15 protein-coding genes are annotated in these 14,019 nt (G+C 68.6%); 7 read left to right on the forward strand and 8 right to left on the reverse strand.

Annotation, left to right across the window (positions count from 1 at the left end; all coding sequences use genetic code 11):
• The first annotated feature begins 52 nt into the window (after positions 1–52).
• On the forward strand, positions 53–622 hold the full coding sequence (locus ACFVM3_RS15545) for a DUF5134 domain-containing protein (protein WP_378439165.1): 570 nt from the start codon (positions 53–55) through the stop codon (positions 620–622).
• 81 nt (positions 623–703) lie between these two features.
• Here ACFVM3_RS15545 and ACFVM3_RS15550 read toward each other — a convergent pair whose 3' ends face one another.
• The 7 genes from ACFVM3_RS15550 to kstD all read right to left on the reverse strand — a co-directional run bounded on the left by ACFVM3_RS15550 (position 704) and on the right by kstD (position 7,344).
• The gene (locus ACFVM3_RS15550; RefSeq protein ID WP_378439211.1) at positions 704–1,162 is read right to left on the reverse strand and encodes a riboflavin kinase; all 459 of its coding nucleotides are present in this window, start codon (positions 1,160–1,162) and stop codon (positions 704–706) included.
• A gap of 270 nt (positions 1,163–1,432) precedes the next feature.
• Entirely contained in the window at positions 1,433–2,182 is a 750-nt protein-coding gene (locus ACFVM3_RS15555; protein WP_378439213.1) for a class I SAM-dependent methyltransferase, read from the reverse strand.
• Between the two features lie 52 nt (positions 2,183–2,234).
• Positions 2,235–3,098 carry a MaoC/PaaZ C-terminal domain-containing protein gene (locus tag ACFVM3_RS15560; protein WP_378439166.1) on the reverse strand — a complete coding sequence of 288 codons (864 nt, stop codon included), beginning with the start codon at positions 3,096–3,098 and terminating at the stop codon, positions 2,235–2,237.
• A 160-nt stretch (positions 3,099–3,258) separates the two neighbouring features.
• Positions 3,259–4,284: a 2Fe-2S iron-sulfur cluster-binding protein gene (locus tag ACFVM3_RS15565; protein ID WP_378439168.1), complete on the reverse strand. Its 1,026-nt coding sequence runs from the start codon at positions 4,282–4,284 to the stop codon at positions 3,259–3,261.
• Entirely contained in the window at positions 4,281–4,541 is a 261-nt protein-coding gene (locus tag ACFVM3_RS15570) for a hypothetical protein (protein WP_126737608.1), read from the reverse strand. The genes ACFVM3_RS15565 and ACFVM3_RS15570 overlap by 4 nt, the downstream gene beginning before the upstream one ends.
• Entirely contained in the window at positions 4,538–5,677 is a 1,140-nt protein-coding gene (locus ACFVM3_RS15575) for a Rieske 2Fe-2S domain-containing protein (RefSeq protein WP_378439170.1), read from the reverse strand. Before ACFVM3_RS15575 ends, ACFVM3_RS15570 begins: the two co-directional genes overlap by 4 nt.
• Positions 5,674–7,344 (reverse strand): 3-oxosteroid 1-dehydrogenase, encoded by a 1,671-nt coding sequence (gene kstD, locus ACFVM3_RS15580; RefSeq protein WP_378439172.1) that lies wholly within the window; start codon positions 7,342–7,344, stop codon positions 5,674–5,676. The genes ACFVM3_RS15575 and kstD overlap by 4 nt, the downstream gene beginning before the upstream one ends.
• Positions 7,345–7,443: 99 nt before the next feature.
• Between kstD and ACFVM3_RS15585 the strand changes: the two genes are divergently transcribed.
• The 5 genes from ACFVM3_RS15585 to hsaB are packed head-to-tail and all read left to right on the forward strand — an operon-like array spanning position 7,444 to position 12,571.
• Positions 7,444–9,042: an FAD-binding protein gene (locus ACFVM3_RS15585; protein WP_378439174.1), complete on the forward strand. Its 1,599-nt coding sequence runs from the start codon at positions 7,444–7,446 to the stop codon at positions 9,040–9,042.
• A 40-nt stretch (positions 9,043–9,082) separates the two neighbouring features.
• Positions 9,083–10,258 carry a 3-hydroxy-9,10-secoandrosta-1,3,5(10)-triene-9,17-dione monooxygenase oxygenase subunit gene (gene hsaA / locus ACFVM3_RS15590; RefSeq protein ID WP_378439175.1) on the forward strand — a complete coding sequence of 392 codons (1,176 nt, stop codon included), beginning with the start codon at positions 9,083–9,085 and terminating at the stop codon, positions 10,256–10,258.
• A complete protein-coding gene (hsaD, locus tag ACFVM3_RS15595) occupies positions 10,258–11,106 on the forward strand; it encodes a 4,5:9,10-diseco-3-hydroxy-5,9,17-trioxoandrosta-1(10),2-diene-4-oate hydrolase (protein WP_378439177.1) in 849 nt (282 codons plus the stop codon). Before hsaA ends, hsaD begins: the two co-directional genes overlap by 1 nt.
• The gene (gene hsaC, locus ACFVM3_RS15600; protein ID WP_378439179.1) at positions 11,106–12,020 is read left to right on the forward strand and encodes an iron-dependent extradiol dioxygenase HsaC; all 915 of its coding nucleotides are present in this window, start codon (positions 11,106–11,108) and stop codon (positions 12,018–12,020) included. Before hsaD ends, hsaC begins: the two co-directional genes overlap by 1 nt.
• Positions 12,017–12,571 carry a 3-hydroxy-9,10-secoandrosta-1,3,5(10)-triene-9,17-dione monooxygenase reductase subunit gene (gene hsaB, locus ACFVM3_RS15605; protein WP_125675430.1) on the forward strand — a complete coding sequence of 185 codons (555 nt, stop codon included), beginning with the start codon at positions 12,017–12,019 and terminating at the stop codon, positions 12,569–12,571. The genes hsaC and hsaB overlap by 4 nt, the downstream gene beginning before the upstream one ends.
• Here the strand turns inward: hsaB and ACFVM3_RS15610 are convergent.
• Positions 12,537–13,568 carry a fatty acid desaturase family protein gene (locus tag ACFVM3_RS15610; protein WP_378439182.1) on the reverse strand — a complete coding sequence of 344 codons (1,032 nt, stop codon included), beginning with the start codon at positions 13,566–13,568 and terminating at the stop codon, positions 12,537–12,539. The two genes, hsaB and ACFVM3_RS15610, sit on opposite strands and share 35 nt — an antisense overlap.
• 87 nt (positions 13,569–13,655) lie before the next feature.
• Here ACFVM3_RS15610 and ACFVM3_RS15615 point away from each other — a divergent pair, with 87 nt between their 5' ends.
• A complete protein-coding gene (locus ACFVM3_RS15615) occupies positions 13,656–13,940 on the forward strand; it encodes a DUF6881 domain-containing protein (protein WP_378439215.1) in 285 nt (94 codons plus the stop codon).
• Positions 13,941–14,019: the final 79 nt, after the last annotated feature.

A 14,019-nucleotide genomic window follows, 5' to 3' on the forward strand; every position in this document is an offset into this window, starting at 1 on the left:
TGTACTAGAGCGGTACCTGCCACGGTGAAGGGGTTACCGGCCGGGAGGTGCCATGTCCGGACCAATCGTCGTCGCGTGGACCCTGACCGCGGTGTTCGCCGCGCTCGTCCTGCCCTGCGTGCTGAGACTCGTCCGCCTGGACTACGGCAGGCAGGGCGCGGCGGTCCGCAACGGCGACCTGGCCGAACTGCTGCTCGTCGTCGCGATGGTCGCGATGCTGTCCCCGGTCGGCGGCCCGATCCCGGCGGCGGGCTGGCAGGCGGTGCTGGCGCTGACCGCGGGCTGGTTCGCCGTCTCGTGGTGGAAGGGGCGGCGGTCGGGGCACGCTTCGTGCGGGCACCACGCCGTCTCCGCCACCGCGATGCTGTTCATGGTGACGTTCATGCCGCACAGCGACGTCACGCATGGTCCGTGGCTGGTGATGACCGGCCCCAGCGGCACTTCGGCATTGTGGCTTTCGTTGATCTTCGGTGCCGTGGCCGCGTACTTCGCGGCGGACGCAGTGCGCGCCGGGGTGCTCGCGGCGCGGGGCGCGGGGGAGGCCGGTCAGGTGTCGCGGCGGGTGTGCCGGGTGATCATGGGACTGGGGATGGGATACATGCTGCTGGGCGCGGCGGTCTAGCGGCTGAAGGAGGCTTTCCCCTCATCTCACCCGGTGAAGGGCGCTTTCACCGCGTCTTATGCGAGGAAAGCGTCCTTCAGCTCAGTCTCGGGGGACGCGGCGCACGACGCCCGCCTCGGCGGTGCCCACGTCCGGCAGGCCCTCGGCCGGGTTGTCCGCCGCCCACTTCGCGGCGTTGGCGATGTCCTTGTTCAGCGCGACGATCAGCGCCTCCGACGAGGGGTACGCCTCCTGCTCGCGCAGGTGGTGGCCCAGCCAGACGGTCAGCACCTCGCCGTAGAGGTCGCCGCTGAAGTCCAGCAGATGCGCCTCGACGAGCCGGTAGCCGTCCGCGCCGTAGTAGGTCGGCCGCCTGCCGACCGAGACCGCCGCCGCGATCCGGGTACCGTCGGCGCGTTCGGCCCAGCCCGCCCACACTCCGTCGCCGAGTTGGCCGTCCTGGTCGCGCAGTGCGATGTTGGCGGTCGGGAAGCCCAGTTCCCTGCCCCGCTGATCGCCCTTCTCCACCTGGCCACGGACCACGAAGTACTCCGCCGTCATGCCGCTCCCGTCCCCTGCCGTCACGAAAGCCATGAATACCATGCCTCGCCGTCCGGGGTCGACCGCCGTTCACGTCGCGAGAGACGTCCACTGTGTACTGAATCACCTGGACGAACCCGCGGCCGCGATCGACGTCGGCAGGCCGCCGCCTGGTCATCTACGTCACCGTGTGCGTCGAGGGCGCCCTACGATCGCGGGGCCTTCGGCCGAAACGGGTTCCTGCCGTAGGACCCTTTGCCTGGACATCCCAGCTTCGCCACCTGGCTCTGATCACGTGGTGACGAGCCGGTATCCCAGGTCGAGTTCCGTCCGGCCGAGCAGGCCGACGTGATGCCGGTGCCAGTGCCCGTCCGCGAGATCGGCGCGCAGCCGTTCGACCGCCGTCGCGACGACGTTCTGGTCCAGCAGCGCAACGCCGGACATCCCCGCGCGCACGCGCTCGGACAGATAGGCCTCGGGCCTGCGCCAATACGCGCCGAGGAACCCGTCGACGCAGTCCGACGGCACCGGCAGCGGAGCCACCGAGGGAGTCCGCCCGGCCGCGGTCAGGTCTTCGACGACCCGGTCGAGACAGGCCAGCCTGCTTTCGTGTTCGGCGATCTCCGGCAGGTAGTCCCGCACCAGCCAGAACCGCGCGAACACCGCCTGATCCCAGGTCACGATCACCTGGCGGCGGGACACTCGCCGCAGTTCGGCCAGCCCGGCGGTCACGTCCGTCCAGTGGTGCACGGTCAGCACCGCCAGGGCGGCGTCGAAGGCGCCGTCGGGGAAGGGCAGCCCTTCCGCGCACGCTTGCACGGCCGGGGCAGCGGTGGACGGGCGCTGCGCGATCATCCGCCACGACGGCTCGACGGCCACCACGTCGCGGTCTTCCGGTTCGTAGGAACCGGCTCCGGCCCCGACGTTGACCACTGAGCGCGCGTCGCCGAGGGCGGCGGTGACGGCGGCCGCGATGCGGGGATCCGGGCGTCTCGATCGCGCGTAGTCCCGGCCGAGTTCGGCATACGGGTCCGAGATCAAGGGGCGCACCTGCCCGAGTCTAGCCAGAGCCGCTACCTGCGGGAACGATGATTCAGTCTGTCGTGGTCAAGAAAGTGTCCGAAAGGACCGGTGCCTCGTCCCGGTCCGGTGCCGTGGTGGTGATCAGCAACCTGGCGGGCTCGCGCCAGACCCGGGTCCGAAGCGGCTCGCCGGGGAAGACGACGCCGGCGAACTTGGCCGAGAACGACGCGACGCGGGCGGTGTCGCCGGCGAGGAACTCGTCGGTGACGGCCTTCGCGATGACGCCGTAGGTGCACAGGCCGTGCAAGATCGGCTTGTCGAACCCGGCCGCCGCGGCGAACGCGGGGTCGGCGTGCAGGGGGTTGCGGTCCCCGCAGAGCCGGTAGAGCAGGGCCTGTTGCGGTAACGTCGGCGTGTCGATGACCGCGTCCGGCTCCCGCGACGGGAGCTCGACGCGGTCGGATGGTCCCCGTTCGCCGCCGAAACCCCCTTCGCCACGGGCGAAGATGCTCGACCGCAGTGTCCACAATGGAGTTCCGTCCGAGTCGGTGGCGACCGTCTCGTTCACGATCACGGCCGCCTTGCCCTTGTCGAAGACGTCGACGATCCGCGTACGCGCCACGGCCTTCCCCGATGTCGGGATCGGCCGGTGCGCGATCACCTCCTGTTTGCCGTGCAACACTTTTCCGAGGTCGACCTCGACGCCGGGGAACGAGACCGCCGGCGGCTCGAACACACGCAGGTTCGCCGCCACGGTGGCGAACGTCGGCAGCACCTGGAGGCCGTCTTCGTAGGTGTAGCGCAGTTCGCGCGGACTCATCGGGTCCGCGCCCGCGCCCAGCGCCAGGTGGTAGAGCTGCACGTCCGACGCCGTCCAGGCGAAGCTCACCTCGCCGAGGTCGGCGCCGATCGCGACGGAGGGATCGATGGGCACAGGGACTCCTACGGTGCTGTGGGTTTTCGGTGGACACGCGTGATTGGAGCCGTAACTCGCGGGCCGTGAGTCATCGGGCTCCGGACACGCGAGTTACGGCTCTGAGCACGCGTGTTACGGCTCTGGACACGGGCTTGCCTGAAGAAACCACCGTGAGCTCCTACTCGTAGGTGACGGTGACGTCGTCGGTCAGCGGCAGGGACTGGCACGCCAGCACGATGCCTTCGGCGATGTCGTCGCCGTCGAGGACTTCGTTGTTCAGCATCTTCACCTCGCCGGAGGTGACGCGGCAGGCGCACGCGCTGCACTGGCCCTCGCGGCACGAGTACGGCGCGTCGAAACCCTTTTCCAGCAACAGGTCCAGCAGTTTCGTCCGGCGAGGCCAGGTGAGCTTCTTCGTCTCGCCGTCGAGGGTGACCTCGACCGACGCCGGGGTCTCGGCCTCTTCGACGGCGACGGGTTCGGCCACCTCGAACGGGTTCCCGCCCAACGAAAGGAACCGCTCCAGGTGGATCCGCTTGCGCGGCAGCCCGAGGTCCTTGAGCACCGTGCGCGCGGCGTCCATGAACGGCCCCGGGCCGCAGATGAACGCTTCGTGCGCGGTGTACGGCGTCACCAGCGCGCGCAGATGTGCCTCCGTCGGCAGTCCTTGCAGGCTCTCCAGCCAGTGCACGACGACCAGCCGGTCGGAGTACCGAGCGGCGAGGTCCGCCAGTTCCCGGGCGAAGATCACCGAACCTTCGTCGCGATTGGCGTACAGCAGCACCACCTTGCCGGTGCCGTGCTCCAGCGCGGACTTGAGGATGGACATCACCGGCGTGATACCGCTGCCGCCCGCGAGCAGCAGGAAGTCCTCGTCGAGCGACGCGGGGCTGAACACCCCGGCCGGCGGCAGGACCTGGACCTCCTGGCCTGCCCGGAGGTTGTCGCAGAGCCAGTTCGACCCGTAGCCGTCGGCGGTGCGTTTGACGGTGACCTGCACCCGGCCCTCGTGCGGCGCGCTGGAGAGCGAGTAGCAGCGGGCCACCGAGCCGGTCCGGTCGCTCGGCACGCGCAACGTGAGGAACTGCCCTGGGGTGTAAGCGAAAACCGAAGCGTGCTCGGCCGGGATCTCGAACACGATCGACCGCGCGTCGGCGGTCTCGGTGATCACCTCGGCCACGGTCACGGTGACGGGACCGCTCATTCGGGCACCTCCAGCAGGCCGTCCTTCAGCGCGGCGTCGATGCTGTCGCTGAGATTGCCGCAGGTGTCGAGCAACGCCGTCTGCGCGCCGGACGCCTTCTGCTCGGCGAACACCGGGCAGCTCCGGGACGCGTCGCTCGTCCACTGGATGCTGGTGTGCTGCATGCTGTTCTTCTTGACCAGCACGCACGTCCCGCACGCGCGGCAGCTCAGCGGCCGAAGCCCGGCGGTGAGGAATTCGACGGTCTCGGGCTTCACACCCCGGCCTCTTCCGCCTGCTGCCGCGCCAGGTTGTCGGCCACCTCCGCCGCCCAGACCTCGTTGGCGCGGCTGGTGTCCACTTCGAACTCGAACCGGCGCGTCATGTCCTCGGTGACGTCGGCGGCGTCCACATAGAACTGGTCGTACCAGCGGCGCAGCTGGTAGACCGGCCCGTCCTCCTCGCACAGCAACGGGTTGTCGATCCGGGTCTTGTTACGCCAGATCTCCACGTCCTGCAGGAATCCGACACCGATGCCCTTGGCGAACTTCCCGGCGATCTTGTCCGCGTGCTCGTCCGAGACGCCCTCGAATTTCTTCACGCTCACGCCCCACTGCAGCACGAACGAGTTCTCGGTGACCGGATAGTGGCAGTTGATCAGCACGTTCTCGATCTCGAAACCCTGGTACGTGTTGAGCAGCTTGTTGATCATGTAGGACGGACCGAAGTAGGACGCTTCCGACCGCAGCAGGTTTTCCTCGCCGCCGTAGTTCGACGCCATTCCCTTGTCCGGGCGGCCCTTCGTGTTCAGGTACTGCGTGGCGACATGCCCCTCGAACACGTTCTTGAAGTAGGTCGGGAAGGCGTAGTGGATGTAGAAGAAATGCGCCATGTCGACCATGTTGTCGATGATCTCGCGGCAGTTGGAGCCCTCGATGAGCACCGAGTCCCAGGTCCAGTTGCTCCACTCGCCGGTGAAGATGCCTTCGATCCGCGGGATGACGACGTCTTCCGGCGGCGGGTTGCCCTCCGGGTCGTGCCAGACGAACAGCTGCTTGTTCTCCTCCAGCACCTGCCACGACTTCGTCCGCGCCCGCAGCGGAACCCGTTTGGCGTAGGGGATGGAGACGCATTTGCCGTTGCCGTTCCAGCGCCAGTCGTGGAACGGGCAGGCGATCTCGTCGCCCTTGACCTCGCCCTGGGTGAGGTCGCCGCCCATATGGCGGCAGTACCCGTCGAGCACGTTCAGCTTGCCGGACGAATCGGCGAAGACCACCAGTTTCGTCCCGAACGCCGTGATGGCGTGCGGCTTCCCGTCGCGGAACGACTCGGCGAGGCCGAGACAGTGCCACCCGCGCGCGAACCGCGTGGGGGGCGCGCCCGCGTCGATCTGCCGTACGGATTCCGTCGTCATCGGCTGCCTCCCGCTTTGGTGTGATCTTGCTGCGCGAGATGCTCGGCCGCAAGGTAGCCGAACACCATCGCCGGGCCGATCGTCGCGCCGGGGCCCGCGTAGGTGCGGCCCATCACCGCCGCGCTCGTGTTGCCCGCCGCGTAAAGCCCTTCGATCACCGACCCGTCCTCGCGCAGGACGCGCGCGTGCGGGTCGATCCTCAAACCGCCCTTGGTGCCCAGGTCGCCGGGCACGATCTTCACCGCGTAGTACGGCGCGACGTCCAGCGGGCCCAGGCTCGGGTTGGGCTTGTTCCGCGGGTCGCCGTAGTAGTGGTCGTACGCGCTGCGCCCGCGGTGGAAGTCCTCGTCCACGCCGCTCCTGGCGAAGCCGTTGAACCGGCGCACGGTGGCTTCCAGCGCGTCGGCCGGGACCTCGATCCGCTCGGCGAGTTTCGCGATCGTGCTCGCTTTGACCGCGATGCCCGCTTTGAACCAGCGTCCGGGCAGCGGCTGGCGCGGGCCGAGGCCGGTGAACATGTACCGGTTGCGGTTGCGCTGGTCGAACACCAGCCAGGTCGGGATGTTCGCACCGGGGCCGTCACCGTCGCCGTACATCGCGTGCACGGCCTCGACGTACGGCGCCGATTCGTTGACGAAGCGTTCGCCCCGCGCGTTGACCATGAGGCAGCCGGGCCGCGACCGTTCGGCGAGCGCGAACCACGGGCCGCCGGTGAGAGGGATGGACGGGCCCCACCACGCGTCGTCCATCAGGTCGACGGCCGCGCCGAGTTTGAGCCCGGCGTCGATGGCGTCACCGGTGTTGGCCTCGGCGCCGACGGTCCATTCCGTACCGATGGGCGCCCGCTGGTACTTGATTCGCATCTCTTCGTTGCGCTCGAACCCGCCCGCGCCGAGGACGACGCCGAGCCGCGCACGGACCGTCTTTTCCTCACCCTCGTGGCGGACGACGACGCCGGTCACCCGGTCGCCTTCGCTCTTGAGGTCCACCAGCGGTGTGTTCAGCCAGACGGGGACATCCGCCCGGCGAAGACCTTCACGCAGACCGGCCGCAAGCGCTTGCCCCATGGAAAGCAGCCGCTGACGGCGGATCCGTCCGGCGAGCCAGCGCCCGCCGAGACCGAACACGCGGAGGATGCCGCGCGGATGCCGGGCGAGCAGGCTCAGCCACCGGTAGTCCGCCTGGGTGATCGGGGCGCCGAGCGGGGGAGCGCTGTACGGCGGCTCCAGATTCGCCAGCTCCGGGCCGAGCAAGTTGCCGTCGAGCGCGGCCGGCTCCACCGACCGTCCGCCCGCGCGCCCGCCGGGGGCTTCCGGGTGATAGTCCGAGTAGCCGCGGACCCAGCGGAAACGCAACGGTGTCTTGTCACAGACGAAGGACAGGACCTCGGGGCCGCGGTCGAGGAAGGCCGACCGGAGTTCGGCGGGGACGACGTCGCCGACGATCGCTTCGAGGTATTCGCGCGCCCGCTCCGGGGACTCCTCGATCCCGGCCGCCCGCAGCGCGTGGTTGCCGGGGATCCAGACGCCGCCGCCGGAGCGTGCCGTCGAACCGCCGAAGTGGGCGGCCTTCTCCACGACCAGGACCTCGAGTCCCCGGTGGGCTGCGGACAGTGCGGCGGTCATCCCGGCGGCACCACTGCCGACCACGATCACGTCGTACTCCATACGCCCCTCACCTGAAACACGTTGTAGGAAGCATGTAGCAGCATCCGCGCTGCTCCAGTCACCATAGACGAGAACGTGTTCTAGTTCTAGGGTGGGGTCATGGACTCCCTCGTCGCGGATGTGGTGATCGTGGGTTTCGGTGCGGCCGGCGCCTGTGCGGCGATCGAGGCCGCCGATGCCGGTGCCCGGGTGCTGGTGCTGGACCGCTTCTCCGGCGGTGGCGCGAGCGCGGTCAGCGGTGGTGTCGTCTACGCCGGGGGCGGGACGGCGCAGCAGCGGGACGCGGGCGTCGACGACAGCGTCGACGCGATGTACGACTACCTGCGGCTGGAGGTCGGTGACGTCGTCTCCGAGGAGACCCTGCGGCGTTTCTGCGCGGGCAGTACGGAGATGATCTCCTGGCTGGAGGACAACGGCGTGCCCTTCGAGGGCAGTCTGTGCCCGTACAAGACGTCGTATCCGAGCGACAAGCACTATCTGTACTACTCGGGCAGCGAGGCGGCGGGCGGTTTCCGTGACGCCGCCAAGCCCGCGCCGCGCGGGCATCGCGTCAAAGGGCCGGGCACGTCGGGAAAACTGCTGATGAAACGCCTGATGGAAGCGGTTCGGAGCCGCGGTATCCAGGTGCTGCCGCAGACCGCCGCGCGGAACCTGATCGTGGACGCCGACGGGACCGTGACCGGCGTCGTCGTGTCCACGCTGCGGGACGCTCCCGCTCGTGTGCGGGCCGCGCATCGGAGACTGTCGGCATATGCGGCCAAGCCGGGCATCTACGTGCCCTCGCTGCGGAAGTCGTTGCACCGGCGAGCGGAGCGCATCGAGCGCCAGTATGGCCGTGAGCTGCGGATTTCCGCCTCCCGCGGGGTCGTGCTCGCGGCGGGCGGGTTCATCGCGAACCGTGAGATGGTGCGTGAGCACGCGCCCGCGTATCGCGGCGGACTGGCGCTCGGGACGTCGGCCGACGACGGATCCGGCATCCGGATGGGGGTCGAAGCGGGTGGGGCGACCGCTGAACTCGGGCGGATCTCGGCCTGGCGGTTCATCACCCCGCCGTCGGCGTTTCTCGGCGGTCTCCTCGTGGACAAGACGGGCGGCCGGATCATCGACGAGTCCCGGTACGGCGCGGCTGTCGGCGAACGCATGATCACGGGGCACGAAGGGCGTGGCTGGCTGCTGGTCGACGACGCCATCGTCCGGGAGGTCCGGCGGGACGCGCGCGGGCAAAGCCAATGGTTCCAAGGACTTCAGGTGCGGTATCTGCTGAGGCAACGGGTCGTCGCCGGTTCGCTCGATGAGGTCGCGCGCAAGGCGGGCGTCGATCCCGGCGGGCTGGCCGCCAGTGTCGAGGCGGCGCGGTCCGGCGTGGATCCGACGGGTAAACCGGCGGAGTTCGCGCGGTCGCTGGACCGGGCGCCGTACTCGCTGATCGACGTCTCGATCAAGCCGAACCTGGGCTATCCGTGCCCGATGCTGACGCTGGGCGGGCTGGTCGTGGACGAGGAGACCGGCGCGGTGCGTTCCGCCACCGGCGCCCCGATCCGCGGGCTGTACGCGGCGGGCCGCACCGCGGTGGGAATCTGTTCTAGGTCCTACGTGAGCGGTCTGTCGCTGGCCGACTGCGTGTTTTCCGGTCGGCGTGCCGGGCTGCACAGTGCCCTCGACCGGGGATCGGTCGACAAAAACGAGAACGTGTTCTAGTCTTGGACCCGGTTCACCGAGAACGAGAGAGGGAACGCATATGAGCGAGCACGCCGCGCAGGACGTGATCGCGGGGATCCGGGAGCTGCTGCCGGTCCTGCGGGAGCGGGCGCAGGAGGCGGAGGACGCCAGGCGCGTTCCCGAGGAGTCCGTCAAATCCCTGCAGGAGACCGGTTTCTTCAAACTGCTGCAGCCGAAGACGTTCGGTGGCCTCGAAGCCGACCCGGTGAGCTTCTACACCGCGGTCAAACTCGTCGCGAGCGCGTGCGGGTCCACCGGCTGGGTCGCCTCCATCCTCGGCGTCCACCCGTGGCACCTCGGCCTGTTCGAGGCGCAGGCACAGCAGGACGTCTGGGGTGACGACAGCGACGTCCGGATCTCCTCGTCGTACGCGCCGATGGGCAAGGCGGACGTCGTCGACGGCGGCTACCGGCTCAGCGGGCGCTGGAGTTTCTCCTCCGGCTGCGACCACGCGACCTGGGTGCTGCTGGGCGGGCCGGTGTTCAAGGACGGCAAGCCGGTCGACTTCTGCACCTATCTGGTGCCGATCGCCGACTACACGATCGAAGACGTCTGGGACACCGTGGGCCTGCGCGGCACCGGCTCCAACGACATCGTCGTGAACGACGTCTTCGTGCCGAAGCACCGCGCGCTGAGCTTCATCGCGACGTCGAAATGCAAGACGCCCGGACAGGAGATCAACCCCGGACCGCTGTACAAACTTCCCTACGGCTCGGTGCATCCGAGCACGATCACCGCGCCCATCATCGGGATGGCGCAAGGCGCCTACGACGCGCACGTCGAGTACCAGGGCAAGCGCGTCCGCGCCGCGTACGCCGGTGAACAGTCCAAAGAGGACCCGTTCGCCAAGGTGAGGATCGCCGAGGCGGCGAGCGAGATCGACGCGGCCTGGATCCAGCTGACGCACAACATCGACGAGCTGTACCAGCTGGCGTGCAAGGGGGAGAAGCTGCCGTTCTCCACCCGGCTGCGGGTGCGTCGTGACCAGGTCCGCGGAACGGAGCGTGCGATCTTCGCGATCGACCGGCTTTTCGAGAACTCCGGCGGCCGCGCCTTGCGGGCCGGAACCCCGATCCAGCGGTTCTGGCGCGACGCCCACGCCGGCCGGGTGCACGCGGCGAACGACGCCGAGCGCGCCTACGTCATGTTCGGAACCGGCGCCTTCGGGCTGCCCGTCGAGAATGCGATGGTCTGATGACCGAAGGCAGGTACATCACTGTCCAAGGTGGACTCAAGCTGCACTACCACGAAGCGGGCGCGGAACATTCCGAGACGGTGATCCTGCTGCACGGCGGTGGGCCCGGCGCGTCGGCGTGGAGCAACTTCGGCCGCAACCTGCCGGTGTTCGGCAAGAACTACCGGACGCTGGCCATCGACCAGCCCGGGTTCGGCCGGTCGGACAAGCCGACCGAGCATCCCCAATACTTCCGCCACAGCGCGGACGCCGTGGTCGGGCTCATGGACCAGCTCGGCATCGAGCGGGCGCATTTCGTCGGCAACTCGCTCGGTGGCGGGGCTTCCGTGCGGCTCGCGCTCAACCACCCGAAGAGGGCCGGGCGACTCGTCCTGATGGGGCCGGGCGGGCTGAGCGTGAACCTGTTCGCGCCCGATCCCACCGAGGGCATCAAGAACCTCGGCCGGTTCAGTGCCCCGCCGGGACCGAGTCGCGAGAAACTCGAAGCCTTCCTGCGGATCATGGTGCACGACCAGTCGCTGATCACCGACGAACTGATCGACGAGCGGTTCGCCGCCGCGAGCGCGCCGGAGTCACTGGCCGCGATGAAGGCGATGGGCAAGTCGTTCGCCCAGCCCGACACCTATGAAGAGGGCATGCTGTGGCGTGAGGCGCATCGCCTGCGGCAGCGCGTGCTCCTGATCTGGGGCCGGGAGGACCGCGTCAATCCGCTCGACGGCGCGCTGCTCGCGCTCAAGACGATCCCTCGTGCCCAGCTGCACGTGTTCGGTGGCTGCGGGCACTGGGCGCAGCTGGAGAAGTTCGACGAATTCAACCGGCTGGCACTCGACTTCCTGGGAGCCTCCTGATGGGTATCCGATCGCTCGCCTACCTCCGCATCGAAGCCACCGACATGGCCGCGTGGCGCGAATACGGGCTGAAGGTCCTCGGCATGGTCGAGGGCTCCGGCACGAACCCGGAAGCGCTCTACCTGCGCATGGACGACTTCCCGGCGAGGCTCGTGATCTTCCCCGGTGAGCACGACCGGCTCGCCGTGGCGGGCTGGGAGGTCGCCAACGCCGGTGAACTCGACGAGATCCGGGCTTCGCTCGACGCGCACTCGGTGCCGTACAAGGAAGGCACGCCGGATCAGCTGGCCGATCGCCGGGTCGACGGCTTGGTGTCCTTTGAGGACCCTTCGGGCAATACGCTCGAAGTGTTCCACGGTGTCGCGTTGCAGCACCGGCGCGTCGTCAGCCCTTATGGGCACAAGTTCGTGACCGGTGAACAAGGACTCGGGCACGTCGTCCTGTCCACCCACGACGATGCCGCTTCCCTGCGGTTCTACCGTGACGTGCTCGGGTTCCGGCTGCGGGACTCGATGAAACTGCCGCCGCAGATGGTCGGCAGGCCCGCCGACGGCGCTCCGGCGTGGCTGCGGTTCTTCGGCTGCAACCCGCGGCACCACAGTCTCGCGTTCCTCCCGATGCCGACTCCGAGCGGCATCGTGCACCTCATGGTCGAAGTGGAGAACACCGACGACGTCGGCCTCTGTCTCGATCGTGCCATCCGCCGGAAGGTGCCGATGTCGGCGACCCTCGGGCGGCACGTCAACGATCTGATGCTCTCGTTCTACATGAAGACCCCCGGCGGCTTCGACGTCGAATACGGCTGCGAGGGGCGTCAAGTGGACGACGAGAGCTGGATCGCCCGAGAGAGTACGGCGGTTTCCTTGTGGGGACACGACTTTTCGATCGGCGCCCGCCCGCCGGGGCAGTCGTGACCCCGGTGACGGACCTCGGCGCGGACATCGATCCGGCGCGGTTCCGCACGGTGCTCGGGCACTTCTGCACCGGCGTCGCCGTGGTGACCGGGCACGACGGCACGGCGCCGGTGGGCTTCGCGTGCCAGTCGTTCGCGGCGCTTTCCCTCGATCCACCGTTGGTGCTTTTCTGTCCTGCCAAGACTTCCCGGACCTGGGCGGTGCTCGCCGAGTCCGGCCGGTTCGCCGTCAACGTGCTCGCGGAGGACCAGCAGGACGTCAGCGCCGTGTTCGGCGCGCGGGGCGCGGACAAGTTCGCCTCGGTCGACTGGACCCCCGCCCCGTCCGGATCCCCTTTGCTGACCGGGGCTCTGACGTGGATCGACTGCACGCTAGAAGCCGTGCACGAGGCGGGAGACCACTACGTCGTCGTCGGCAGGGTCACCGCGCTCGGGGAGCCGTCCGACGATCGGCCGTTGCTGTTCCATCGCGGGCGGTACACGGTGACCGAGCCGGTGACGGACGCGCTCGCCGCGCTCATGCCCTGGCCGCGTCCCGACGATTGGCTCTGATCGGCTCGCCGGCGTCGTGAAGGCTGCGCAACGCGAGCGAGTACGACTCGATGAGCCCGGTCTCGTGATACGGGACGCCGATCTCGTCGCAGTACCGTTGGACGATGGGCCGGGCGCGGCGGAGATGCGGCGACGGCATGCTCGGGAACAGATGGTGCTCGATCTGGTAGTTGAGGCCGCCGAGCGCGACGTCGACGATCCGGCCGCCGCGGACGTTGCGTGACGTGAGCACCTGCTTGCGGAGGAAGTCGAGTTCGGTGTCCCCGGACAGGATCGGCATCCCCTTGTGGTTGGGCGCGAAGATCGATCCCATGTAGACACCCCACAGTGCTTTGTGGACGATGAAGAAGACGAGCGCCTTGCCGGGGGAGAGGACCACGAGCAGCGCGCTGAAGTAGAGCGCGAAATGCGCCAGCAGCAACGCCGCTTCGAGCCCGCGCCGCCGGAGGCCCGGCTTCGAAACCGCGCGGATGCCGGAGAAGTGCAGGTTCAGGCCTTCGAGGGTCAGTAGCGGGAAGAACAGGAACGCCTGGTAGCGGCCGATGAACCGGGGCAGTCCCTTGCTGGCCCGCGCCTGGTCCTTCGACCACACGAGGATGTCCGGATCGACGTCGGGGTCGAGGTCCTCGTGGTTCGGGTTGGCGTGGTGACGGGTGTGCTTGTCCATCCACCAGCCGTAACTCATGCCGACGCCGAGGTTTCCCGCGATCCGGCCGGCGATCTCACTCGGACGACGGGTGCGGAACACCTGCCGGTGCGCGAGATCGTGCGACAGCAACGCGATCTGGCCGAACATCACCGCCTGGAAGACGGCGATCCCCAGCTGCCACCAGGAATCCCCGATCGCGAAGAAGGCGATCCAGCCGGAGACGAAGAGAGTGGCGACCAGGCCGATGCGGAAGGCGTAGTAGCCGGGACGGCGGTCGAGGAGGCCCGCCGCGCTGACGCGGCGGGACAGACGGGCGAAATCGCTGCCTGTGCGGAGGTTTGCGGTCACCCTGGTGAGTCTCGTCCGGGGTGGAGGTGGGGTGAATGCGGTGCGCCGGTGGGTCGGTGCGGGGGTTGGCCCTACCCTGGGTGCGTGATGAGGTGGTACTTGCGGATCGTGTGGTCGCACGACTTCGGCGAGGAGCCGGTGGAGATCCTCAGCGAGGTCGGCTCCGATGGTTATGAGTGCCGGAAAGTCGAGCGGTTCCGGGACGGCAGGGTCGGTTGGGCCGACGAGAAGGACGAGGTGGGCGGCACCGGTTTGGGTGAGGTTCCCGTCCCGCCCCTTGCCGAGATCAACGCGCAGCAGGAGTTCGAGGCGTCCAGGATCACCGGCGACGAGTTCGAACGGGTATGGCGGCAAGCGCTCGGCGACCGGTGATGGCTTCGTTCGGTGGCCTGTGCCCGTCGGTTTCGGGAGTTGGGTTCAGAATGGCCACTGGTATGCCGGTTTTTGCGAT

Source organism: Amycolatopsis sp. NPDC057786, from assembly GCF_042797905.1.
Lineage (GTDB): Bacteria > Actinomycetota > Actinomycetes > Mycobacteriales > Pseudonocardiaceae > Amycolatopsis.

Excerpts from the sequence above, each read along its gene's own strand:
- ACFVM3_RS15615 (WP_378439215.1), top strand. The coding sequence starts at position 13,656 with ATGAGGTGGTACTTGCGGATCGTGTGGTCGCACGACTTCGGCGAGGAG.
- ACFVM3_RS15545 (WP_378439165.1), top strand. The coding sequence starts at position 53 with ATGTCCGGACCAATCGTCGTCGCGTGGACCCTGACCGCGGTGTTCGCC.
- ACFVM3_RS15565 (WP_378439168.1), bottom strand. The coding sequence starts at position 4,284 with ATGAGCGGTCCCGTCACCGTGACCGTGGCCGAGGTGATCACCGAGACC.
- ACFVM3_RS15575 (WP_378439170.1), bottom strand. The coding sequence starts at position 5,677 with ATGACGACGGAATCCGTACGGCAGATCGACGCGGGCGCGCCCCCCACG.
- hsaD (WP_378439177.1), top strand. The coding sequence starts at position 10,258 with ATGACCGAAGGCAGGTACATCACTGTCCAAGGTGGACTCAAGCTGCAC.
- ACFVM3_RS15585 (WP_378439174.1), top strand. The coding sequence starts at position 7,444 with ATGGACTCCCTCGTCGCGGATGTGGTGATCGTGGGTTTCGGTGCGGCC.
- hsaC (WP_378439179.1), top strand. The coding sequence starts at position 11,106 with ATGGGTATCCGATCGCTCGCCTACCTCCGCATCGAAGCCACCGACATG.
- ACFVM3_RS15550 (WP_378439211.1), bottom strand. The coding sequence starts at position 1,162 with ATGACGGCGGAGTACTTCGTGGTCCGTGGCCAGGTGGAGAAGGGCGAT.
- hsaA (WP_378439175.1), top strand. The coding sequence starts at position 9,083 with ATGAGCGAGCACGCCGCGCAGGACGTGATCGCGGGGATCCGGGAGCTG.
- kstD (WP_378439172.1), bottom strand. The coding sequence starts at position 7,344 with ATGGAGTACGACGTGATCGTGGTCGGCAGTGGTGCCGCCGGGATGACC.